The following is a 22,825-nucleotide window of genomic DNA, read 5'->3' as shown; positions in this document are numbered from 1 at the left end:
CCTTATGTTAGAAAAAGATATAGAAAAAGTATTAATCTCGCGAGAAGAAATTAGTCAACGTTGTGCTGAATTAGGTGCGGTTTTAACAGAAGAATATCAAGGGAAAAACCCATTAGTGATCGGAGTATTAACAGGTGCAGTCCCATTTATGGCGGATATTATTCGTGAAATGGATTGTCAGTTAGAAATGGATTTTATGGACGTTTCGAGTTACGGCAATGCACTCGTATCGTCTGGTGAAGTCAAAATCATTAAAGATTTAGATACGAACGTTGAAGGACGTGATATCCTTGTCGTAGAAGATATCATTGACAGCGGTCGGACGTTAGCTTACTTAGTAGACTTATTTAAATACCGCAAAGCAAACTCAGTGAAGATTGTGACCTTGTTAGATAAACAAGAAGGTCGTGTGGTAGATATTAAAGCAGATTACGTGGGCTTTGATGTTCCAAATGAGTTTGTGGTGGGCTATGGTTTAGACTTCATGGGTCATTATCGCAACCTTCCTTACGTTGGTGTCTTAAAACCAAGTATTTACAAAACCATTAATTGAGCGTTTCCAAAGTAAGGCAAATCAAGTATAATGGTTAAAAGCAGATAAAATGTCAAGGAGGAACTGCATGAACAATAAAAACAAGGGAACCGTTAGGAATACCCTTTATTATGTGCTGATTTTATTAGCAATGGTTATGGTGGTGTACTTTTTCCTCGGAAATGGAAACAGCCAAACACCTGAAATTGAATATTCCAAATTTGTCCAACAATTAAAAAATGGTGATATTAAAGAATTCAAAATTCAACCAGCTAATGGTGTCTACCGAATCACAGGAGAATATGCAGAAGAACAATCAATCGAAAATAATAATGGATTGAGTGTTTTAGGTTCAACGCAAGCGTCAACTACGCGTTTTACCACTATTATCTTACCGAATGATTCAACGTTAGAAAATATTACCTCTGTTGCAAGAGAAAATGGCATTGCAACGGTTATCGCAGAAGAATCAACAAGCGGCATCTGGGTGTCCTTGTTAGTTAGTTTCTTACCACTCGTGATTTTCATCTTCTTCTTCTATATGATGATGAGTCAACAAGGTGGCGGCGGTGGCGGCGGCGGTGGCCGTGGCGTCATGAACTTTGGGAAGTCCAAAGCGAAAGAAGCCGATAAAAAAGATGTCAAAGTTCGTTTTTCTGACGTTGCAGGAGCAGAAGAAGAAAAACAAGAACTCGTTGAAGTGGTCGAGTTCCTAAAAGATCCGCGTCGTTTCGTAGCATTAGGTGCACGAATTCCGGCAGGGGTACTCTTAGAGGGACCTCCGGGAACCGGTAAAACCTTATTAGCGAAAGCTGTTGCCGGTGAAGCAGGCGTTCCATTTTATTCGATTTCAGGTTCTGACTTCGTGGAAATGTTTGTTGGGGTCGGTGCAAGCCGTGTCCGTGATTTATTTGAAACAGCGAAGAAAAATGCACCAGCTATTATCTTTATTGATGAGATTGATGCAGTCGGTCGTCAACGTGGTGCTGGAATGGGTGGCGGTCACGATGAGCGTGAACAAACTTTAAACCAGTTATTAGTTGAAATGGATGGTTTTGGTGGAAACGAAGGCGTGATTGTGATTGCGGCAACTAACCGTTCAGACGTTTTAGACCCTGCTTTATTACGTCCAGGTCGTTTTGACCGTCAAATCTTAGTCGGTCGTCCAGATGTTAAAGGGCGTGAAGCGATTTTACGTGTGCATGCACGTAATAAACCATTAGCTCCAGATGTCGATTTGAAAATAGTCGCACAACAAACCCCTGGATTTGCTGGGGCGGAATTAGAAAACGTCTTAAACGAAGCGGCGCTAGTAGCTGCACGTCGTAATAAAAAACAAATTGATGCTTCCGATATCGATGAAGCCCAAGATCGTGTGATTGCGGGACCAGCGAAAAAAGATCGTGCCATTAACAAAAAAGAACGTGAGATGATTGCGTACCATGAAGCAGGACATACAATCTGTGGCTTAGTCTTAAGTCGTGCTCGTTTTGTCCATAAAGTAACCATTATTCCTCGTGGACGTGCTGGCGGTTATATGATCGCTTTACCAAAAGAAGATCAATTCCTTCATACAAAAGAAGATATGTTTGAACAAATCGTTGGATTACTCGGTGGACGTGTGGCAGAAGAAGTATTCTTCAACGTTCAATCAACCGGCGCTTCCAATGACTTTGAACAAGCGACTGCGTTAGCAAGAAGCATGGTAACAGAATATGGCATGAGTGATTTAGGTCCCGTTCAATATGAGGGTAATCATCAAGTCTTTGTCGGCCGTGACTATGGTCAGACAAAAGCTTACTCAGAGCAAGTTGCCTTTGAAATTGATCAAGAAGTTCGTAAAATCTTAATTTCTGCTCATGATAAAGCACGTGAAATTATCGAAGAGCACCGTGAGAAAAACGAATTAATTGCTCAAAAATTACTTGAGTTTGAAACCCTGGATGCCAAAGCGATCAAAGCTTTGTTCGAAACAGGTGAAATGCCCGCTGATTTTAATGCGGATGAATTCCCGAGTGAGCGTGTTCAATCCTACGAAGAAGCCAAACGTGCTTTGGAAGAAAAAGATGCGCAAAAACAAGTGGAAGAACAACATGAAGTAGAAGAAGAAAAGAAAGAAGCCGATGATTCGGTGGAATAATCGCTTTTGGTGAGATCTCTCGAGTTGAGAGGTCTCACTTCTTTTTCGATTAAAAAGCTAAAAGAATTCAATCATCAAAGTTGAAAAAAGAGAAAGATACGAGTATGATTCATGAAGTAAATACGAAGGAGAGAAAAATAAATGAATGATTATTTAACAAAAGCACTCGTTTACGGTGGCTCGATCCGTGCCTATGCACTGAATGCGACGCAAACCGTTTCCGAAGCGCAAAAAAGACATGAGACTTGGCACACTTCTTCTGCAGCTTTAGGGCGTGCTTTAATTGGAACATTACTATTAAGTAATAGTAGTTTAAAAAACGATGACCGGTTAACGGTTAAAATCCAAGGAGACGGACCTGCGGGAGCGATCATTATCGATGGCGATGCCAAAGGGAATGTCAAAGGATATATTCAAAACCCTCACGTGAGTCTTGACTCAAATGAACATGGGAAAATTGATGTACGAGGCGCTGTTGGAACGCAAGGCGTCTTTACGGTCATTAAAGATTTAGGCTTAAAAGAGCCATTTTCTGGTCAAGTACCGATTGTTTCTGGGGAACTAGGAGAGGATTTTACCTATTACCTCGCAGCTTCTGAACAAATTCCTTCAGCAGTTGGTTTAAGCGTGTTAGTCGATAAAGATGAATCAATCAAAGCTGCTGGCGGCTTTATGATTCAAGTAATGCCAGGTGCTAGTGAAGAAGTGATTGGTAATTTAGAAGAGAAGTTAGCGAAGATGCCCCCAATTTCTGATTTAATCGCTGCTGGAAATACACCAGAGGAAATCTTAGAATTGATCTTTGAGGGCGAATCAATCATGTTCTTGGAAGAAATGCCGGTTCAATTTACGTGCGATTGTTCAAAAGAGAAGTTTTCAAAAGCGATGATTACGCTTGGTTACCAAGAATTACAAGCGATGATTGATGAAGATCATGGAGCAGAAGCTGTTTGCTCATTCTGTAATGAAAAATATCAATTTGATGAAGCTGGATTAGTCGCGTTGCAACAAGAAATTACTGGAGGCAACGAGTAAATGAACCACGGCTGGAAAATTGGTAATGTTGAGATTCCCAATCGTGTCGTTGTGGCACCAATGGCAGGAATTAGTAACTCTGCGTTTCGGGTGACGGTAAAAGAAGCCGGTGCGGGATTAGTGGTTTGTGAGATGATTAGTGATCAAGGGATTCACTTTCGTCACAAGAAGACGTTAGAAATGTTATACATTGATGAAACCGAGCATCCTTTAAGCGTTCAAATTTTTGGTGGTACAAAGGATTCGCTTGTGGAAGCAGCGAAGTTTGTCGCGGAAAATACGACAGCCGATATCATTGATATTAATATGGGCTGTCCAGTAAATAAGATTATTAAAGCTGAAGCAGGAGCAAAATGGCTCTTGGATCCAAATAAAGTCTATGAAATGGTCGAAGCAGTGTCATCTGCCATCGAAAAGCCCGTTACCGTTAAGATGCGAATTGGTTGGGATGACGAACACGTTTTTGCCGTGGAAAATGCCCTCGCTGCACAAGCCGCTGGAGCAGCAGCTGTCGCAATGCATGGACGGACAAGGGTCCAAATGTATGAAGGCAAGGCTAATTGGGAAGTCTTACGCGAAGTTAGCCAACAATTGACGATTCCATTTATCGGTAACGGTGATGTAAAAACGCCTGAAGATGCTAAACGCATGTTAGATGAAGTGGGTTGTGATGCGGTGATGATTGGTCGAGCAGCTTTGGGGAATCCATGGATGATTCGCCGGACACAACATTATTTGGCAACAGGAGAGTTAATTGCAGAACCGACACCGCGTGAGAAAATTGAAACCGCGATTCTTCATTTAGATCGACTAATCGCTTTAAAAGGAGAATATATTGCAGTTCGCGAATTTAGACAACATGCTGCCTACTATTTAAAAGGGATTTCGCGTGCAGCGAAAGTCAAAGCAGCCATTAACCAAGCTGAGAGTCGTGAGGTTGTGGTTCCACTATTAGAAGCATTTTTAGAAAAAATCGAAAGCCAACCGATTTAAGCGAAAATTCCGAGCGGAAAAACAAGTGGTAGTTGAACTTCGACTTGCTTTTTCGTTCGTTCATTGGCATTATATAGAAGAAGTGAAAGACAGAACGGAGGATATCTCGTGACAGAAGAATCACAATTCCAAGAAGAATTAAACGATCAAATGATAGTTCGTCGTCAAAAAATGGAACAATTACAAAAAGAAGGTATTGATCCGTTTGGGCATCGTTTTGAACGGACCCATAATTCTGCTGAATTGCATGAATTATTTAATCAACGGTCAAAAGAAGAGTTAAAAGAAATGGGTCTTTCTAGCAGTATTGCAGGAAGAATGGTTACAAAACGTGGCAAAGGGAAAGCTGGATTTGCTCATTTACAAGATCGTGATGGCCGTATCCAAATTTACGTGCGTAAAGATGAAGTGGGAGAAGATGCCTATGAAATCTTCAAGCATAGCGATTTAGGCGACTTTTTTGGTGTTACGGGTGAAATCATGAAAACTGATACCGGTGAAGTCTCCATCAAGGCGAAAGAAATTACGCTTTTATCAAAAGCGCTACGTCCTTTACCAGATAAGTATCATGGTTTAACCAACATCGAACAACGGTACCGTCAACGTTCGTTGGATCTAATCAGCAATAAAGAAAGTTTTGACCGTTTTGTTAACCGCAGTAAAATTATTAGTGAGATTCGTCGTTACTTAGATGGACAAGGATTTATCGAAGTCGAAACACCGGTCTTGCACAACCAAGCGGGTGGGGCAGCAGCTCGTCCGTTCATGACACACCACAACGCACTTGATATCGATTTGACAATGCGGATTGCTTTGGAATTACATTTAAAACGTTTAATCGTAGGTGGAATGGAAAAAGTTTACGAAATTGGTCGTGTTTTCCGTAATGAAGGAATCGATACGACACATAACCCGGAATTTACCATGTTAGAGTGTTACGCAGCTTACACGGACTATAAAGATATTATGAATCTAACAGAAGGTATTATTCGTCATGCAGCGACGAGTGTCTTAGGAACAGCTCAATTGACCTATGATGGCCAAGCGATTGATTTAGGCCCTTCTTTTGCGCGTGTTCATATGGCGGATGCTGTGAAAGAACAAACAGGTGTTGATTTTTGGAAACCAATGACAACAGAAGAAGCACATGCATTAGCTGAGAAGCATGAAGTGCCGATTACAAAAAATATGAGTGTTGGACATGTATTAAATGAATTCTTCGAAACGTTTGTGGAAGAAACATTACAAAATCCGACCTTTGTTTATGGTCATCCAGTCGAAGTTTCACCGCTTGCGAAGAAAAACCCTCAAGACCCTCGCTTTACTGATCGTTTTGAGTTATTCATCGTCGGTCGTGAATTTGCGAATGCCTTTACTGAATTGAACGACCCAATTGACCAAAGACAACGATTTGAAGCGCAAGAAAAAGAACGTGCTGATGGAAATGACGAAGCACATGGGGTAGATGAAGACTTCTTAGAAACATTAGAGTACGGTTTGCCACCAACCGGAGGTCTAGGAATCGGGATTGACCGTCTAGTTATGTTACTAACAGATGCACAATCGATTCGAGATGTCTTATTATTTCCAACAATGAGATAAAATAAAAGATGAATTAAAAGGGTAGCGTTGAAAGGTTTTAACTTTCAATTCTATCCTTTTTTATTTAAAAACGAGTCTCATTTTTGAAAATATGGTTTAAAAACGAACAAATAAACAGTAACTCAAGGTAAATAATCGGGAATTAATTATTTGTATAGAAGTCTATCAAAGCATTGACCTAAAGCCATTTCCTTGGTATATTAATAGTTGTTGCAAACAATAAATTTTTTTAAAAAAAGTCATTGACGTTGGTAGCGCAAAATGCTATTATAACCAAGTCGCAATTTGGAATTAAAATAACAAAACTTAATTACAAAAAAATGTAAAAAAGTTATTGACATTTGTTCCAATGATTTGTTATTATAACTGAGTCGCTGATTGAGCGGTGTCAAAACAAATTAAAAAATATTTTTAATAAAGTGTTGACATTCGATTGAGATGCTGATATGATATAAAAGTTGCTAACGCGACAACGTAGACCTTTGAAAACTGAACAAAGCAAGCAAAACGAACCAAAAGTGTAGGACGCTTCTATTTAGATAGAAGTGAACATTACAAGCAAGCAATTTAGCTAGCAAAATTTTTGAGCTTAACAATCGAAAGATTGTTTCAACTTTTTAATGAGAGTTTGATCCTGGCTCAGGACGAACGCTGGCGGCGTGCCTAATACATGCAAGTCGAACGCTTCTTTTTCATCGAACTTCGGTTCACCGAAAAAGAAGAGTGGCGAACGGGTGAGTAACACGTGGGTAACCTACCCATCAGCGGGGGATAACACTTGGAAACAGGTGCTAATACCGCATAATCTTTTTCTCCGCCTGGAGAGGAAGTGAAAGGCGCTTTTGCGTCACTGATGGATGGACCCGCGCTGCATTAGCTAGTTGGTGAGGTAACGGCTCACCAAGGCCACGATGCATAGCCGACCTGAGAGGGTGATCGGCCACACTGGGACTGAGACACGGCCCAGACTCCTACGGGAGGCAGCAGTAGGGAATCTTCGGCAATGGACGAAAGTCTGACCGAGCAACGCCGCGTGAGTGAAGAAGGTTTTCGGATCGTAAAACTCTGTTGTTAGAGAAGAATAAGGATGAGAGTAAAAAGTTCATCCCTTGACGGTATCTAACCAGAAAGCCACGGCTAACTACGTGCCAGCAGCCGCGGTAATACGTAGGTGGCAAGCGTTGTCCGGATTTATTGGGCGTAAAGCGAGCGCAGGCGGTTTCTTAAGTCTGATGTGAAAGCCCCCGGCTTAACCGGGGAGGGTCATTGGAAACTGAGGAACTTGAGTGCAGAAGAGGAGAGTGGAATTCCATGTGTAGCGGTGAAATGCGTAGATATATGGAGGAACACCAGTGGCGAAGGCGACTCTCTGGTCTGTAACTGACGCTGAGGCTCGAAAGCGTGGGGAGCAAACAGGATTAGATACCCTGGTAGTCCACGCCGTAAACGATGAGTGCTAAGTGTTGGAGGGTTTCCGCCCTTCAGTGCTGCAGCTAACGCATTAAGCACTCCGCCTGGGGAGTACGGTCGCAAGACTGAAACTCAAAGGAATTGACGGGGGCCCGCACAAGCGGTGGAGCATGTGGTTTAATTCGAAGCAACGCGAAGAACCTTACCAGGTCTTGACATCCTTTGACCACTCTAGAGATAGAGCTTTCCCTTCGGGGACAAAGTGACAGGTGGTGCATGGTTGTCGTCAGCTCGTGTCGTGAGATGTTGGGTTAAGTCCCGCAACGAGCGCAACCCTTATTGTTAGTTGCCATCATTCAGTTGGGCACTCTAGCGAGACTGCCGGTGACAAACCGGAGGAAGGTGGGGATGACGTCAAATCATCATGCCCCTTATGACCTGGGCTACACACGTGCTACAATGGGAGGTACAACGAGTCGCCAAGCCGCGAGGCTGAGCTAATCTCTTAAAACCTCTCTCAGTTCGGATTGTAGGCTGCAACTCGCCTACATGAAGCCGGAATCGCTAGTAATCGCGGATCAGCATGCCGCGGTGAATACGTTCCCGGGCCTTGTACACACCGCCCGTCACACCACGAAAGTTTGTAACACCCGAAGTCGATGAGGTAACCTTTTTGGAGCCAGTCGCCTAAGGTGGGATAGATGATTGGGGTGAAGTCGTAACAAGGTAGCCGTATCGGAAGGTGCGGCTGGATCACCTCCTTTCTAAGGAATTTGTTTGACGCAATGATGTTTCATCATTTGCTAATCAAACATCACGGAAACTACACATCGTTTGCTCTTTGTTCAGTTTTGAGAGGTTTACTCTCAATTTAATTGTATTTTGCTCATTGAAAACTGGATATTGAAGAAAAGAAATATAACAAACCAAGAACATTGTGTTGGATGATTGTTACATGATTCCAATTACTTTATTTATTTTATCTTTGATCGCGTTTCTATCGCTAGAAACAACGTCAAAAACCCAACCATAAGGTTGAGAAGGTTAAGTGAATAAGGGCGCATGGTGGATGCCTTGGCACTAGAAGCCGATGAAGGACGGGACGAACACCGATATGCTTTGGGGAGCTGTACGTAAGCTTTGATCCAGAGATTTCCGAATGGGGAAACCCAACATCTTTTATAGGATGTTACTTTTCAGTGAATACATAGCTGATTAGAGGTAGACGCAGAGAACTGAAACATCTAAGTACCTGCAGGAAGAGAAAGAAAATTCGATTCCCTTAGTAGCGGCGAGCGAAACGGGAACAGCCCAAACCAACAAGCTTGCTTGTTGGGGTTGTAGGACTCCGATATGGTAGTTTTTTCAGATAGTCGAAGGATTTGGAAAAGTCCGTCAAAGAGGGTAAAAACCCCGTAGACGAAATTTGAAAAGCACCTAGGAGGATCCTGAGTACGGCGGAACACGAGGAATTCCGTCGGAATCCGGGAGGACCATCTCCCAAGGCTAAATACTCTCTAGTGACCGATAGTGAACCAGTACCGTGAGGGAAAGGTGAAAAGCACCCCGGAAGGGGAGTGAAATAGATCCTGAAACCATGTGCCTACAACAAGTTAGAGCCCGTTAATGGGTGATAGCGTGCCTTTTGTAGAATGAACCGGCGAGTTACGATTATCTGCGAGGTTAAGTCGAAGAGACGGAGCCGTAGCGAAAGCGAGTCTGAATAGGGCGAATGAGTAGGTGGTCGTAGACCCGAAACCAAGTGATCTACCCATGTCCAGGTTGAAGGTGCGGTAAAACGCACTGGAGGACCGAACCCACGTATGTTGAAAAATGCGGGGATGAGGTGTGGGTAGCGGAGAAATTCCAAACGAACTTGGAGATAGCTGGTTCTCTCCGAAATAGCTTTAGGGCTAGCGTCAGATTTTAAGAATGATGGAGGTAGAGCACTGTTTGGACTAGGGGCCCGTCTAGGGTTACCGAATTCAGATAAACTCCGAATGCCATACATTTATATCTGGCAGTCAGACTGTGAGTGATAAGATCCATAGTCGAAAGGGAAACAGCCCAGACCACCAGCTAAGGTCCCAAAATATATGTTAAGTGGAAAAGGATGTGGGGTTGCACAGACAACTAGGATGTTGGCTCAGAAGCAGCCATCATTTAAAGAGTGCGTAATAGCTCACTAGTCGAGTGACCCTGCGCCGAAAATTTACCGGGGCTAAACATATTACCGAAGCTGTGGAGTGTACGTATGTACACTGGTAGGAGAGCGTTCTAAGGGCGTCGAAGGTAGACCGTGAGGACTGCTGGAGCGCTTAGAAGTGAGAATGCCGGTATGAGTAGCGAAAGACAGGTGAGAATCCTGTCCACCGTATGACTAAGGTTTCCTGGGGAAGGCTCGTCCGCCCAGGGTTAGTCGGGACCTAAGCCGAGGCCGATAGGCGTAGGCGATGGACAACAGGTTGATATTCCTGTACCCGTTGTTTTTGTTTGAGCGATGGAGGGACGCAGTAGGCTAAGAAATGCAGACGATTGGAAATGTCTGTCCAAGCAATAAGTCCGAGTGAGAGTCAAATGCTTTCATTCATTAAGGACAAGTTGTGATGGGGAGGGAAATTTAAGTACCGAAGTTTCTGATGTCACACTGCCGAGAAAAGCTTCTAGTTAGAAAACAACGGCCCGTACCGTAAACCGACACAGGTAGTCGAGGAGAGTATCCTAAGGTGTGCGAGAGAACTCTCGTTAAGGAACTCGGCAAAATGACCCCGTAACTTCGGGAGAAGGGGTGCTGTTCGCAAGAACAGCCGCAGTGAATAGGCCCAAGCGACTGTTTATCAAAAACACAGGTCTCTGCAAAATCGAAAGATGAAGTATAGGGGCTGACGCCTGCCCGGTGCTGGAAGGTTAAGAGGAGTGCTTAGCGCAAGCGAAGGTACGAATTGAAGCCCCAGTAAACGGCGGCCGTAACTATAACGGTCCTAAGGTAGCGAAATTCCTTGTCGGGTAAGTTCCGACCCGCACGAAAGGCGTAACGATTTGGGCACTGTCTCAACGAGAGACTCGGTGAAATTTTAGTACCTGTGAAGATGCAGGTTACCCGCGACAGGACGGAAAGACCCCATGGAGCTTTACTGTAATTTGATATTGAGTGTCTGTACCGCATGTACAGGATAGGTAGGAGCCGTAGAGATCGGGACGCTAGTTTCGATGGAGGCAATGGTGGGATACTACCCTTGCGTTATGGCCACTCTAACCCGCATCACTAATCGTGATGGGAGACAGTGTCAGATGGGCAGTTTGACTGGGGCGGTCGCCTCCTAAAAGGTAACGGAGGCGCCCAAAGGTTCCCTCAGAATGGTTGGAAATCATTCGTAGAGTGCAAAGGCAAAAGGGAGCTTGACTGCGAGAGCTACAACTCGAGCAGGGACGAAAGTCGGGCTTAGTGATCCGGTGGTTCCGCATGGAAGGGCCATCGCTCAACGGATAAAAGCTACCCTGGGGATAACAGGCTTATCTCCCCCAAGAGTCCACATCGACGGGGAGGTTTGGCACCTCGATGTCGGCTCGTCGCATCCTGGGGCTGTAGTCGGTCCCAAGGGTTGGGCTGTTCGCCCATTAAAGCGGCACGCGAGCTGGGTTCAGAACGTCGTGAGACAGTTCGGTCCCTATCCGTCGCGGGCGTTGGAAATTTGAGAGGAGCTGTCCTTAGTACGAGAGGACCGGGATGGACTTACCGCTGGTGTACCAGTTGTCTCGCCAGAGGCATCGCTGGGTAGCTATGTAGGGAAGGGATAAACGCTGAAAGCATCTAAGTGTGAAGCCCACCTCAAGATGAGATTTCCCATTTCTTTAAGAAAGTAAGATCCCTGAGAGATGATCAGGTAGATAGGTCAGGAGTGGAAGTGCAGCGATGTACGGAGCGGACTGATACTAATCGATCGAGGACTTAACCAAAATGGTAAAATAAAAACTTGGTACGGTACAATGATTTTCTTCAAATCCAGTTTTGAGTGAGCAACACTTACTCAAATAATCAAATAGTGTGGTGGCGATAGCAAGAAGGATACACCTGTACCCATGCCGAACACAGAAGTTAAGCTTCTTAGCGCCGATTGTAGTGAAGGGTTTCCCTTTGTGAGAGCAGGACGTCGCCACGCGAATTTGATATATAATTCACTCATTCATTATGGGGGTTTAGCTCAGCTGGGAGAGCATCTGCCTTACAAGCAGAGGGTCAGCGGTTCGATCCCGTTAACCCCCATCATGAGTCGTTAGCTCAGTTGGTAGAGCATCTGACTTTTAATCAGAGGGTCACAGGTTCAAGCCCTGTACGACTCATTTTAATCAATTTTCAAACGCGGGTGTGGCGGAATTGGCAGACGCACTAGACTTAGGATCTAGCGCCGCAAGGCGTGGGGGTTCAAATCCCTTCACCCGCATGAGAAATACGCCGGCTTAGCTCAGTTGGTAGAGCATCTGATTTGTAATCAGAGGGTCGAGGGTTCAAATCCTTTAGCCGGCATTTTAGTAAAATATTTGCGGAAATAGCTCAGTGGTAGAGCACCACCTTGCCAAGGTGGGGGTCGCGGGTTCGAACCCCGTTTTCCGCTTTAGCCAATTCTTATGCCGGGGTGGCGGAACTGGCAGACGCACAGGACTTAAAATCCTGCGATGAGTGATCATCGTGCCGGTTCGATTCCGGCCCTCGGCATTTTTAGTGTTGCACCCATAGCTCAATTGGATAGAGTACTTGACTACGAATCAAGCGGTTAGAGGTTCGACTCCTCTTGGGTGCATTAAGCTTGTTTTACGGGAAGTAGCTCAGCTTGGTAGAGCACTTGGTTTGGGACCAAGGGGTCGCAGGTTCGAATCCTGTCTTCCCGATTTTAAAAGATTTAGGGGCCTTAGCTCAGCTGGGAGAGCGCCTGCCTTGCACGCAGGAGGTCAGCGGTTCGATCCCGCTAGGCTCCATATCATTTGAATAAATGATTTTTTCGCGGTGTAGCTCAGATGGCTAGAGCGTCCGGTTCATACCCGGGAGGTCGGGGGTTCGATCCCCTTCGCCGCGATTTTTTTAGAGCCTGGACCTTTAGCTCAGTTGGTTAGAGCAGACGGCTCATAACCGTCCGGTCGTAGGTTCGAGTCCTACAAGGTCCATATATGGGTTTGTAGGAATAAGTCATATTTATTATACCGGAGGATTACCCAAGTCCGGCTGAAGGGAACGGTCTTGAAAACCGTCAGGCGGGTAAAACCGTGCGGGGGTTCGAATCCCTCATCCTCCTTTTTCACGTAACACCATTATTACCTTTGAATGTTTTAAACATTCCTTATCGCGGGATGGAGCAGTTCGGTAGCTCGTCGGGCTCATAACCCGAAGGTCGTAGGTTCAAATCCTACTCCCGCAATTAACTATCATGATATGATTGATAGTTTGTGACAAACAATAGCCTTAATTCATAACTATTGTTAATCTTTTATAACAAAAATCTATATGGTTTGGTAGTTCAGTTGGTTAGAATGCCTGCCTGTCACGCAGGAGGTCGCGGGTTCGAGTCCCGTCCAGACCGCCATGCGGGTGTAGTTTAGTGGTAAAACCACAGCCTTCCAAGCTGTCGTCGCGAGTTCGATTCTCGTCACCCGCTTTGATTTTGTTATAACGGGCCTATAGCTCAGCTGGTTAGAGCGCACGCCTGATAAGCGTGAGGTCGATGGTTCGAGTCCATTTAGGCCCATTTACAAAATTTTTATTGGTCCGTTGGTCAAGCGGTTAAGACACCGCCCTTTCACGGCGGTATCACGGGTTCGATTCCCGTACGGATCATTTATAGTTTTATACCGGAGGATTACCCAAGTCCGGCTGAAGGGAACGGTCTTGAAAACCGTCAGGCGGGTAAAACCGTGCGGGGGTTCGAATCCCTCATCCTCCTTTTTCACGTAACACCATTATTACCTTTGAATGTTTTAAACATTCCTTATCGCGGGATGGAGCAGTTCGGTAGCTCGTCGGGCTCATAACCCGAAGGTCGTAGGTTCAAATCCTACTCCCGCAATTACTGTTTTTATTACGATTTAAACAGTGAAAAGTTCCATGGTTTGGTAGTTCAGTTGGTTAGAATGCCTGCCTGTCACGCAGGAGGTCGCGGGTTCGAGTCCCGTCCAGACCGTTTTTCAAATTTTCAATGGCTCGGTAGCTCAGTTGGTAGAGCAATGGATTGAAGCTCCATGTGTCGGCGGTTCGATTCCGTCTCGCGCCATTATCCATTGCGGGTGTAGTTTAGTGGTAAAACCACAGCCTTCCAAGCTGTCGTCGCGAGTTCGATTCTCGTCACCCGCTTTTGGAATGTTTTTAGGGCCTATAGCTCAGCTGGTTAGAGCGCACGCCTGATAAGCGTGAGGTCGATGGTTCGAGTCCATTTAGGCCCATTTTTACCAAAAACCAATACAAATTGGTTATGGGGAAGTACTCAAGAGGCTGAAGAGGCGCCCCTGCTAAGGGTGTAGGTCGAGTGATCGGCGCGAGGGTTCAAATCCCTCCTTCTCCGTTTTATGTTTTAGGTCCGTTGGTCAAGCGGTTAAGACACCGCCCTTTCACGGCGGTATCACGGGTTCGATTCCCGTACGGATCATCATGTTTAAAAAGAGAGTTATTAGACTATTTGTCTAGTAGCTCTCTTTTTTGAAATATTTAGGCTTTTTGTGTAGATGTCTAATTGGAAGTTTCAGTCGCCCAGGTCGTCTAGTTTAGCTGTTCAAAATAGCAAAATTGATTTTGTTTTGTTCAAGTTAAAATGTTTCTTGTTTGGAAAACGATTGAAATGATTAAAAATGAAAGACAATGACAAACATTTACAAGAAATAAGCAGAAAACCAAGCATTATCGGTTAGAATTTGCTATAATCATAGCGTTGCAAGTTCCCGAGAGGATTCACTTCATTGTAAACAAAGTGGAGATGCCTTGTAACCGAAAATTAATCAGGGGGAATCAAAATTGACAGAAAGACATTTATTTACTTCAGAATCTGTTTCAGAAGGACATCCAGACAAAGTAGCGGATCAAATTAGTGACGCGATTTTAGATGCATTATTAGAAAAGGATCCAATGGCACGTGTGGCTTGTGAGACGTCCGTTACAACGGGATTGGTCTTAGTATTTGGTGAAGTATCAACAACAGCTTACGTGGATATTCAAAAGGTTGTTCGTGAGACAGTCAAAGAGATTGGTTATACACGAGCTAAATTCGGCTTTGATGGCGATACAGTGGCTGTATTAGTGGCAATCGATGAACAATCACCAGATATTGCTCAAGGAGTGAATCAAGCACTAGAAGCACGAGAAGGGGCTAATGATGCGTTAGATGAAATTGGTGCCGGGGATCAAGGATTAATGTTTGGTTTTGCTGTGGATGAAACACCAGAACTGATGCCATTACCGATTGCATTAAGTCACCGTTTAGTCCGTCGCTTAGCTGAATTACGGAAACAAGGCGAGTTGACCTATTTACGTCCGGATGCAAAATCACAAGTAACAGTCGAATATGATGAAGAAAATCAACCGAAAAGAGTCGATACCGTTGTGATCAGTACGCAACACGATGATGCGATTGATAACGATACCTTACGTCGTGACGTAATGGAAAAGGTGATTAAGCACATTATTCCAAGTGAGTTACTAGATGATGAAACAAAATATTACATTAATCCAACAGGTCGTTTTGTGATTGGCGGACCTCAAGGAGATGCTGGTTTAACAGGCCGTAAAATTATTGTTGATACATATGGTGGTTATGCACGTCACGGTGGGGGTGCTTTTTCAGGAAAAGATGCGACAAAAGTCGATCGTTCTGCCAGTTATGCCGCCCGTTACATTGCAAAAAATATCGTTGCTGCAAAATTAGCGAAAAAAGTTGAAGTTCAGTTGGCTTATGCGATTGGAGTAGCGCAACCAGTTTCAATTTCGGTTGACACCTTTGGGACAAGTACTGTTTCAGAAGAGAAATTAATTAAAGCCGTTCGTGAGAATTTTGACTTACGTCCTGCTGGAATCATAGAAATGTTAGATTTACGTCGTCCGATTTATCGTCAGACAGCGGCGTATGGACATTTTGGTCGTACAGATATCGACTTGCCATGGGAACAAACCGATAAGGTAGATGCCTTAATCGCAAGTGTGAAGGAATAAAAGAGGCGACCTCTATCATTAGGATAACTTTTGATAGAGGTCGTTTTTGATGTTTAAAAAAGAAAGAGTGAGAAGATGGAAAAAAAGAGAGAAACAAATGTACTGATTGTGACAATTGCCGTTTTTGTGGCAACTTTTATGACCGCGATTGAAGGGACGATCGTAACGACTGCGATGCCAACGATTGTAGGGTCTTTACATGGCATTGAAATTATGAACTGGGTATTTTCAATTTATTTATTAACGAATGCGATGTTTACACCAATTTATGGAAAATTAGCAGATAAAATTGGGCGTCGCTCAATCTTTATCTTTGGAACACTTGTTTTTATTATTGGATCAGCCATGTGCGGTTTTTCAAACACCATGTTAACCTTGATTATTTCTCGGGCAATTCAAGGAATTGGAGCCGGTGCGATGATGCCGGTTGCCTTAACGATTTTGGCAGATATGTATTCAGCTGAAAAGCGCGCGAAGATGCTTGGCTTAAACAGTACCGCTTGGGGAATTGCCAGTGTGGTAGGACCACTAACGGGTGGTGTAATTGTAGATACGATTGGTTGGCACTGGATTTTCTTTATTAACGTTCCAATCGGTCTCGTTTTAATCGGACTTGTGTCTTATTATTTAGTCGAAGAAAAACAAGAAAAAGACAATAAAAAAATGGATATTCAAGGAAGTCTTTTCTTGATGACAATGTTATTAACGTTGCTTTTAGCCTTCCAATTTCTAAGTGAATCTGGCTTTGATTTAAAAGTTATCGGTATGTTTGGTGCAACGATTCTCTCTATTTTCCTCTTTATTCGGGCAGAGAAAAACGCCGAAGATCCAGTTATTTCCCTTGAGTTATTTAGTAGCCGTATTTTTATCGTGGTTAATCTTGTTGCAGCTTTAATTAGTGGCTTTTTAATGGCTGTTGAAGTCTATATTCCCATGTGGATGCAAGGTGTTTTAGGGTACAAAGCAGGACTAGGTGGCTTAGTATTAGCACCGCTATCGATTTTATGGGTATATGGTTCTTCTTTAGTGGGTCGTTGGATGGTTCAGCATTCAATGAAAACTGTATTACTTCGCACATTAGGTATTGCTTTAATAGGGGGCGTTAGTCTGTTAGTTATTCCAATGAAAATGCCTTTTATCGTATTTTTAGTGATTTCAGGGATTACGGGAATCGGGGTCGGAGGAACGATTGTCGCGACGACCGTCCAAGCACAAAATAGCGTAGGTATGGATCAATTAGGGGTTGCAACGTCTTTTAATACTTTAAGTAAAACGATTGGACAAACAGTGATGGTTTCAGTTTTCGGATTAATTTTAAATACCATCACGCGTACCGAATTAGCAAAAGCGGCTTTAACAGATGATCCCGATATTATGAATAAATTAGTCAATCCGCAAACAGCGAAATTATTACCAGAAAACTTATTGCTGCCACTGCGAGAAATTTTACACCAAGGATTATGGGGAATTTATGTCGCGGGTGTCGCACTCGTGCTATTAGCGATAGGATCGGTATTGTTACTTAAAAAAGAAACAATTTAGGATTAAAAAAGGATTGATGAGAGATGCCAGTAGCATTCATCAATCCTTTTTGATGATCAGCGTATCAAAGGACACCTAGAAATAAAGTTTCAATGGATAAATTTTTAAAAATGGGCTTGGTAGAATGAATTATTACAAAAAAGCAAAGGAGTATTGATTTGAAGAAAAAAGAAGAGAGTCAATTAATTAATTTGTTTGTAGTTGGTGTATTAATGGTGATTGCATCCTTTCTTTATCCGATGGCGCGTCCATTGAGACTCATGGGCGTGATGGCGATTGTTATTGGAATTGTCCCATTTCTATATGGCACGTTAAGTGAGAAGAAGCGCCATTCGAGAGCGAAGATATCTGAAATTGATGAAATGAAGGGATATGAATTTGAGAGATATATCGTATTTTTATTATTGAATAACGGCTACCAAAACGTAAGTGATACCGGAGAAGGACCGGATCAAGGAGTGGATGTACGTGCGACAAAAGAAGGGGTCACGTATGGGATTCAATGTAAGCGTTGGAAGAAACGTGTTGGGAACAAAGCGGTCCAAGAAATTCATGCAGGAAAGGACTTCTATAAACTAGATAGAGGAGGTATTGTCGTCACGAACAATTACTTCACGAATTCAGCCAAACAGTTAGCGAAAAAACTAAAAATCGAATTGTGGGATCGCGATGATCTCATGAAGATGATTGAAAAAATACCAATCTCAAAATAAGTGTAGCGAAAGAGCTCTTAATCTTTTCTTATCCTTTTATTCATAAATTTGCTTAAATATGAACATAAAATGTTCATATTTTCGAGCTATTATATAGACATACCAAAACAATGCTAACAAAACTTTTCATTTTATTTCTCCCTTCCAAAGAAATAAACTCCTAAAAAAGGATAGTAGACCTGATTATCGGGTCTACTATCCTTTTTATTTGTCTTTTACTTTTTAAGGACAAAGACATCGCTATTGAACGATTCGATGTATTCTTCTTTGGTAAAGTGAAGTTTTTTAAGTAATTGTTCACTCGCATGGTTTCCAGGATGGACAAGGCAAATAATTTCAGATGAGGGAAATCGCTTTTGGAGATACGGGATAAAAGCAGTTAGGGCTTCTAGCATATAGCCTTTGCGTTGATGGAGCGGGCTAGTCGTAAAACCTAATGTGATTGTGTGTCCTTTTTTCGTGATAAAAATATCACCGATTAACTGATCGGTCTCTTTTGCAGCAAGGGCGATTTGGATTTGTTGATCATCTAAGGATCGTGTCATATTTTCTTTGATAAAAAACTTGAGTTCTTCAATTGTCGTGTTTTCCCATGCTTGATAGCGAGCACAGAGGGGGTCATTGCGGTAGAGGTGTAAATGACTTAAATCTTTTAGCTGAAAAGGACGTAGAATTAAGCGATCCGTTTCGATAATCATGTGAATCCCTCCGATATCTTATGATTTCTTATCTTCAATCTAGCATGTTTTTAAAGAAAAGACGAAGAATAACATCAGAAAATAATGTTCGCAACTCCGTGGGCGGACTGATATAATGAGACCATTGAACTGAGAGGTAGGTATCTTAAATATGAATATTTTCACCCCACTTAAAAAAATATTGAATAATATTCAACAGCACTTTGTTGTTTATGTCCAAAGCATTGTTTTTTTACGAGTAATCCAAATTGCCGTGGCATTACCTGCAATATCTTATTTATTTTTACAAATTCTAAAAGTGACAGGACTATCCAGTATTACGGAGAACACTTTATTTGAAGTGTTTCGTCATCCGCTTGGTATTTTTGCGTTGACGCTGTTAGCGATTATTGTGATCTTTTTTATTTACTATGAGCAAGCGTATTATTTTATTTTAGCTTTTTTCCAACGAACAGGAGAACCTTATGATTTCAAAAAAATTATTCGGAAATTAAATCGCAAAGCTCGTTTCTTTTTGAGTTTACAAAGTTTGCTTTTTCTACTGTACTTTCTCTTAATATTGCCGATTGCTTCCATTGGAATGAGTCCTGGATTGGCGAAAAATTTATATATTCCGCATTTTATTATCGAAGAGTTAGTGAAATTTCCTGGAGGGTTGCAAGTATATGTTGCTAGTTTAATTCTTGTTTTTTATTTGAGTTTACGTCTGCTTTATGCGGTGCCTTTCTTTGTGTTAGAAGAAAACATGACGATTTTACAAGGTGTGAAGAAAAGCTGGATCATGACACGAAGAAAGACGATTCGAAATATTAGTTATCTTGCTGTGATTATCTTAGGTTATGGCCTTGCGATGGCGGCCTTGAGTTTCCTCATTTTGTTACCGTTATTTGCCGTTGAAAGATGGGTTCCTACTGCCGCTCCAATGATGGCGGGTTTGACATTAACGACGTTACAACTTGTTCTTTTCCTTTCATTTGGAATCTTACAAGCAATTTTGGCCGATACACTACTTGGCCTTGCTTATCCGGAATTAAATACGCTTGAAAGACGAACAGAAGAAAATAAAAGTCTTTTTCCTGTCATGTTTTCACGGGGGCTCTATCTAATTGCGGCGGGGATGTTTGTGTTTACGGTAATTGGAAATACGGTTTCGGTTACGAAAATCTTGTATCAACCGAGTACGCAAATTATTGCCCATCGTGGCTATACCGCAGAAGGGGTTGAAAATACAATTGGTGCATTACGTGCGGCGAAAAATGCCAACGCGGATTATGTTGAAATGGATATCTTGCAAACAAAAGATCGCCAATTTGTCGTGATTCACGATACGAATTTAGAACGTTTAGCAGGACGTAATGAAAATGTGAGCGATTTGACGCTTGCCGAGTTGCAAGAAATTGAAGTATCTGCTAACGGATTTACGGATAAAATTCCCTCGCTTGAAGAATATATCGCAGTTGCCAAAGAGATTGATATGAAATTGGTGATTGAAATTAAGTATCACGGAAATGAGTCCGAAGATATGGAGCAACTTCTTGTCGAGCTTCTCCAAAAAGAAGGGGTCGCCCAAGATTATTTAGTGCAATCACTTGAAGAGCGTGCGATTGCCAAAGTAAAAGAGGTTGACCCAGACATTACAACAGGGTATCTTGTAGCTTTAAATATCGGGAATTTACCCCAAACGAGTGCCGATTTTGTCGTGATTGAAGAGTTTTCGTTGAACCAACGCTTGATCGATCAAGCGCGTGATGCGGGCAAAGGAATTGGTGTATGGACGGTGAATCAAGAACAAATAATTCGTCGAGCGTTGCGATTGAATGTGGATGGCTTGATTACGAATGAGCCATCGAGGGCCTATGGATTACGAGCGGCATTTAATCAAGAGCAAACATTTGTCCAACGTGTGCAAGATTTATTAGAATAATCAAGGATAGCATCCAAACGTTTCAAGCACTGTGGTTAAGACCGTGCTCGAAGCGTTCGGATTTTTTTAGTATGGGAATCGAAACGAACTTTTTAGAGTAAGTGCGCTTTGTATGCGAATAAAATGAAGCATAGGAGAGTAAATTTCCTGAAAAAATGAAAAAAATGCTAGAAATTGTTCGTTTTTTAGGTGATAATAGAGCGTGTAATGATCGAATTATCCTTTGGTAGATATGAAATACGGATTATATCGCCTCTAAGTAGGATTGCTGAAAATGGAATGATGAATCGTAATGAAAAAATAACGTTGAGAACATTGTGAAAGGAAATGAAAAGAAAATGACATTTTTAACAGATATGGAGATTGCGAGTCAGGCTGAGATGCGTCCGATCAAAGACGTCGCGCATGCTTTAGAGTTACATGAGGATGATTATGATTTATATGGTAAATATAAAGCGAAATTAAATGCTTTTGAATTAGAAAAAATGCAAGATCGTCCCGATGGTAAACTGATTTTAGTGACGGCAATTACGCCGACACCCGCTGGAGAAGGAAAAACGACGACTTCTGTCGGTTTATCAGATGGTCTATCAAAAATCGGGAAAAAGACGATGTTGGCGTTAAGAGAACCTTCATTAGGTCCTGTTTTTGGGATGAAAGGTGGCGCAGCAGGCGGTGGTTACGCACAAGTAGTTCCAATGGAAGACATTAATTTGCATTTTACAGGCGATTTTCATGCGATTAGTGCGGCGAATAATTTATTAGCTGCGTTGTTAGATAATCATATTCATCATGGAAATGCCTTACAAATTGATAGTCGCCGGATTACATGGAAACGCGTCGTAGATATGAACGATCGTCAGTTACGCCATATTGTGAGTGGTCTCCATGGGAAAGTCAATGGTGTTCCACGAGAAGACGGTTTTGATATTACGGTGGCGTCTGAAATAATGGCCATTCTTTGTTTGGCTAATGGCATTGTTGATTTAAAGGAAAAAATCCGTCACATTATTGTCGGCTACAATTATCAGGGAGAACCTGTCACAGCCGGCGACTTAAAGGCAGAAGGAGCCTTAACAGCGCTATTGAAAGAAGCGATCCATCCGAATTTAGTGCAAACGTTGGAGCATACACCAGCCTTAATTCATGGGGGACCATTTGCGAATATCGCGCATGGTTGTAATAGTGTGCTCGCAACCAAAATGGCACTAAAATATGCGGACTATACTGTGACGGAAGCCGGATTTGGGGCTGATTTAGGTGCGGAAAAATTCATTGATATTAAGTGTCGTCTGGCAGACATCAAACCCGATGCTGTCGTGTTAGTGGCGACCATTCGAGCATTAAAAATGCATGGTGGGGTCGGCAAAGCTGAACTAGAACCAGAAAATGTGGCAGCGGTCTTAGCAGGACTCCCGAACTTAGAAAAACACTTAGCGAATATGCAAGAGGTCTTCGGGCTACCGGTTGTGGTAGCCATTAATAAATTCCCGACCGATACAGTGGCGGAATTAAAAGCTGTAGAAGAGGCGTGTCAAGAACGTGGCGTCGATGTCGTGCTTTCAGAAGTGTGGGAAAAAGGTGGCGATGGCGCGATTGCACTGGCTGAAAAGGTCGTTGAATTAGCCGAACGTCCGAATGACTTCCGTTTTGCCTATGAGTTAGAAGATTCGATTGAAGAGAAATTAACGAAAATTGTGCAAAAAGTGTATGGAGGTGCGCAAGTAACTTTAACACCGGGCGCTAGAAGAGAACTATTAGAATTGGAGCGATTAGGTTTTGCCCAGTATCCAATTTGTATGGCTAAAACGCAGTATTCACTGTCCGATAATCCGACACTTATTGGCGCACCGAAAGATTTCACAGTGACGATTCGTCAATTGAAAGTTTCTGCCGGTGCTGGTTTCATCGTGGCGTTAACGGGCGATATCATGACGATGCCAGGATTACCTAAATCACCTGCTGCTGAACGGATTGATGTGGATGCACAAGGGATCGTATCAGGATTATTTTAATTAATAAATGAGCAAGTAGTGGCGCCAGAGGTTCTT

Annotated in this window: 11 protein-coding genes, 25 tRNA genes, 3 rRNA genes and 1 riboswitch; of the genes, 38 read left to right on the top strand and 1 reads right to left on the bottom strand. The window is 42.8% G+C overall.

Features of this window, described 5'->3' with window-relative positions; translation table 11 throughout:
• Window positions 1-4: 4 nt before the first annotated feature.
• The 36 genes from hpt (at window position 5) to IGI68_RS04070 (ending at window position 18,152) form a co-directional block, all read left to right on the top strand.
• Window positions 5-553 (top strand): hypoxanthine phosphoribosyltransferase, encoded by a 549-nt coding sequence (gene hpt, locus IGI68_RS04245; protein ID WP_438730770.1) that lies wholly within the window; start codon window positions 5-7, stop codon window positions 551-553.
• 67 nt (window positions 554-620) lie between these two features.
• Entirely contained in the window at window positions 621-2,672 is a 2,052-nt protein-coding gene (ftsH, locus tag IGI68_RS04240) for an ATP-dependent zinc metalloprotease FtsH (RefSeq protein ID WP_273232090.1), read from the top strand.
• Window positions 2,673-2,813: 141 nt separating this feature from the next.
• A complete protein-coding gene (gene hslO / locus IGI68_RS04235) occupies window positions 2,814-3,707 on the top strand; it encodes an Hsp33 family molecular chaperone HslO (RefSeq protein ID WP_273232089.1) in 894 nt (297 codons plus the stop codon).
• Window positions 3,708-4,700 carry a tRNA dihydrouridine synthase DusB gene (dusB, locus tag IGI68_RS04230; RefSeq protein ID WP_071874622.1) on the top strand — a complete coding sequence of 331 codons (993 nt, stop codon included), beginning with the start codon at window positions 3,708-3,710 and terminating at the stop codon, window positions 4,698-4,700.
• Between the two features lie 108 nt (window positions 4,701-4,808).
• Entirely contained in the window at window positions 4,809-6,302 is a 1,494-nt protein-coding gene (lysS, locus tag IGI68_RS04225; RefSeq protein WP_071874623.1) for a lysine--tRNA ligase, read from the top strand.
• Between the two features lie 616 nt (window positions 6,303-6,918).
• Window positions 6,919-8,476 (top strand): 16S ribosomal RNA (locus tag IGI68_RS04220).
• A gap of 278 nt (window positions 8,477-8,754) precedes the next feature.
• Window positions 8,755-11,669: ribosomal RNA gene (locus IGI68_RS04215) — 23S ribosomal RNA — on the top strand.
• 87 nt (window positions 11,670-11,756) lie between these two features.
• Window positions 11,757-11,872 (top strand): 5S ribosomal RNA (gene rrf, locus IGI68_RS04210).
• The 16S, 23S and 5S rRNA genes sit together here with 25 tRNA genes alongside, the layout of an rRNA operon.
• A 31-nt stretch (window positions 11,873-11,903) precedes the next feature.
• Window positions 11,904-11,976 (top strand) — tRNA-Val (locus tag IGI68_RS04205).
• A gap of 4 nt (window positions 11,977-11,980) precedes the next feature.
• Window positions 11,981-12,053 (top strand) — tRNA-Lys (locus tag IGI68_RS04200).
• 19 nt (window positions 12,054-12,072) lie between these two features.
• Window positions 12,073-12,154, top strand: a tRNA-Leu gene (locus tag IGI68_RS04195).
• A 10-nt stretch (window positions 12,155-12,164) separates the two neighbouring features.
• Window positions 12,165-12,237, top strand: a tRNA-Thr gene (locus tag IGI68_RS04190).
• A gap of 16 nt (window positions 12,238-12,253) precedes the next feature.
• Window positions 12,254-12,325, top strand: a tRNA-Gly gene (locus tag IGI68_RS04185).
• A gap of 15 nt (window positions 12,326-12,340) precedes the next feature.
• Window positions 12,341-12,426, top strand: a tRNA-Leu gene (locus IGI68_RS04180).
• Between the two features lie 11 nt (window positions 12,427-12,437).
• Window positions 12,438-12,511: transfer RNA gene (locus IGI68_RS04175), tRNA-Arg, on the top strand.
• Window positions 12,512-12,525: 14 nt separating this feature from the next.
• Window positions 12,526-12,599: transfer RNA gene (locus tag IGI68_RS04170), tRNA-Pro, on the top strand.
• A 14-nt stretch (window positions 12,600-12,613) separates the two neighbouring features.
• Window positions 12,614-12,686 (top strand) — tRNA-Ala (locus IGI68_RS04165).
• 24 nt (window positions 12,687-12,710) lie between these two features.
• Window positions 12,711-12,784, top strand: a tRNA-Met gene (locus IGI68_RS04160).
• Window positions 12,785-12,798: 14 nt separating this feature from the next.
• Window positions 12,799-12,872, top strand: a tRNA-Ile gene (locus tag IGI68_RS04155).
• A gap of 38 nt (window positions 12,873-12,910) precedes the next feature.
• Window positions 12,911-13,000, top strand: a tRNA-Ser gene (locus IGI68_RS04150).
• Between the two features lie 49 nt (window positions 13,001-13,049).
• Window positions 13,050-13,123 (top strand) — tRNA-Met (locus IGI68_RS04145).
• Window positions 13,124-13,211: 88 nt separating this feature from the next.
• Window positions 13,212-13,288 (top strand) — tRNA-Asp (locus IGI68_RS04140).
• Between the two features lies 1 nt (window position 13,289).
• Window positions 13,290-13,360, top strand: a tRNA-Gly gene (locus IGI68_RS04135).
• 16 nt (window positions 13,361-13,376) lie between these two features.
• Window positions 13,377-13,450 (top strand) — tRNA-Ile (locus tag IGI68_RS04130).
• A gap of 17 nt (window positions 13,451-13,467) precedes the next feature.
• Window positions 13,468-13,539 (top strand) — tRNA-Glu (locus tag IGI68_RS04125).
• Window positions 13,540-13,555: 16 nt separating this feature from the next.
• A tRNA-Ser gene (locus tag IGI68_RS04120) sits at window positions 13,556-13,645 on the top strand.
• A 49-nt stretch (window positions 13,646-13,694) separates the two neighbouring features.
• Window positions 13,695-13,768, top strand: a tRNA-Met gene (locus IGI68_RS04115).
• A 40-nt stretch (window positions 13,769-13,808) separates the two neighbouring features.
• Window positions 13,809-13,882 (top strand) — tRNA-Asp (locus IGI68_RS04110).
• A gap of 17 nt (window positions 13,883-13,899) precedes the next feature.
• Window positions 13,900-13,972, top strand: a tRNA-Phe gene (locus IGI68_RS04105).
• A 9-nt stretch (window positions 13,973-13,981) separates the two neighbouring features.
• Window positions 13,982-14,052, top strand: a tRNA-Gly gene (locus IGI68_RS04100).
• 15 nt (window positions 14,053-14,067) lie between these two features.
• Window positions 14,068-14,141 (top strand) — tRNA-Ile (locus IGI68_RS04095).
• A 31-nt stretch (window positions 14,142-14,172) separates the two neighbouring features.
• A tRNA-Ser gene (locus IGI68_RS04090) sits at window positions 14,173-14,260 on the top strand.
• 12 nt (window positions 14,261-14,272) lie between these two features.
• Window positions 14,273-14,344, top strand: a tRNA-Glu gene (locus IGI68_RS04085).
• 274 nt (window positions 14,345-14,618) lie between these two features.
• A riboswitch (SMK box riboswitch) is annotated at window positions 14,619-14,709 on the top strand.
• Complete coding sequence (gene metK / locus IGI68_RS04080; protein ID WP_071874118.1) at window positions 14,707-15,897, top strand: methionine adenosyltransferase; 1,191 nt, start codon at window positions 14,707-14,709, stop codon at window positions 15,895-15,897. (Overlaps the previous riboswitch by 3 nt.)
• 75 nt (window positions 15,898-15,972) lie before the next feature.
• Window positions 15,973-17,439, top strand: coding sequence for an MDR family MFS transporter (locus IGI68_RS04075; RefSeq protein WP_273229739.1), 1,467 nt, complete (start codon window positions 15,973-15,975; stop codon window positions 17,437-17,439).
• A 158-nt stretch (window positions 17,440-17,597) separates the two neighbouring features.
• Window positions 17,598-18,152, top strand: a complete 555-nt coding sequence (locus IGI68_RS04070; RefSeq protein ID WP_438730763.1) for a restriction endonuclease — start codon at window positions 17,598-17,600, stop codon at window positions 18,150-18,152.
• A 215-nt stretch (window positions 18,153-18,367) separates the two neighbouring features.
• Here the strand turns inward: IGI68_RS04070 and IGI68_RS04065 are convergent, their stop codons facing one another.
• Complete coding sequence (locus tag IGI68_RS04065; RefSeq protein WP_438730760.1) at window positions 18,368-18,850, bottom strand: GNAT family N-acetyltransferase; 483 nt, start codon at window positions 18,848-18,850, stop codon at window positions 18,368-18,370.
• A gap of 151 nt (window positions 18,851-19,001) precedes the next feature.
• On the opposite strand from IGI68_RS04065, the gene IGI68_RS04060 reads away from it, so the two are divergent.
• Window positions 19,002-20,774, top strand: coding sequence for a glycerophosphoryl diester phosphodiesterase membrane domain-containing protein (locus IGI68_RS04060; RefSeq protein WP_438730757.1), 1,773 nt, complete (start codon window positions 19,002-19,004; stop codon window positions 20,772-20,774).
• 338 nt (window positions 20,775-21,112) lie between these two features.
• On the top strand, window positions 21,113-22,789 hold the full coding sequence (locus tag IGI68_RS04055; protein ID WP_438730754.1) for a formate--tetrahydrofolate ligase: 1,677 nt from the start codon (window positions 21,113-21,115) through the stop codon (window positions 22,787-22,789).
• Window positions 22,790-22,825 lie beyond the last annotated feature (36 nt).

It is taken from the genome of Enterococcus sp. DIV1314a (assembly GCF_051713805.1).
Taxonomy (GTDB): domain Bacteria; phylum Bacillota; class Bacilli; order Lactobacillales; family Enterococcaceae; genus Enterococcus_I; species Enterococcus_I aquimarinus.
This window is presented reverse-complemented; position numbering and strand designations above follow the sequence as displayed.

Excerpts from the sequence above, each read along its gene's own strand:
- hpt (WP_438730770.1), top strand. The coding sequence starts at position 5 with ATGTTAGAAAAAGATATAGAAAAAGTATTAATCTCGCGAGAAGAAATT.
- ftsH (WP_273232090.1), top strand. The coding sequence starts at position 621 with ATGAACAATAAAAACAAGGGAACCGTTAGGAATACCCTTTATTATGTG.
- hslO (WP_273232089.1), top strand. The coding sequence starts at position 2,814 with ATGAATGATTATTTAACAAAAGCACTCGTTTACGGTGGCTCGATCCGT.
- dusB (WP_071874622.1), top strand. The coding sequence starts at position 3,708 with ATGAACCACGGCTGGAAAATTGGTAATGTTGAGATTCCCAATCGTGTC.
- IGI68_RS04075 (WP_273229739.1), top strand. The coding sequence starts at position 15,973 with ATGGAAAAAAAGAGAGAAACAAATGTACTGATTGTGACAATTGCCGTT.
- IGI68_RS04065 (WP_438730760.1), bottom strand. The coding sequence starts at position 18,850 with ATGATTATCGAAACGGATCGCTTAATTCTACGTCCTTTTCAGCTAAAA.
- IGI68_RS04060 (WP_438730757.1), top strand. The coding sequence starts at position 19,002 with ATGAATATTTTCACCCCACTTAAAAAAATATTGAATAATATTCAACAG.
- IGI68_RS04055 (WP_438730754.1), top strand. The coding sequence starts at position 21,113 with ATGACATTTTTAACAGATATGGAGATTGCGAGTCAGGCTGAGATGCGT.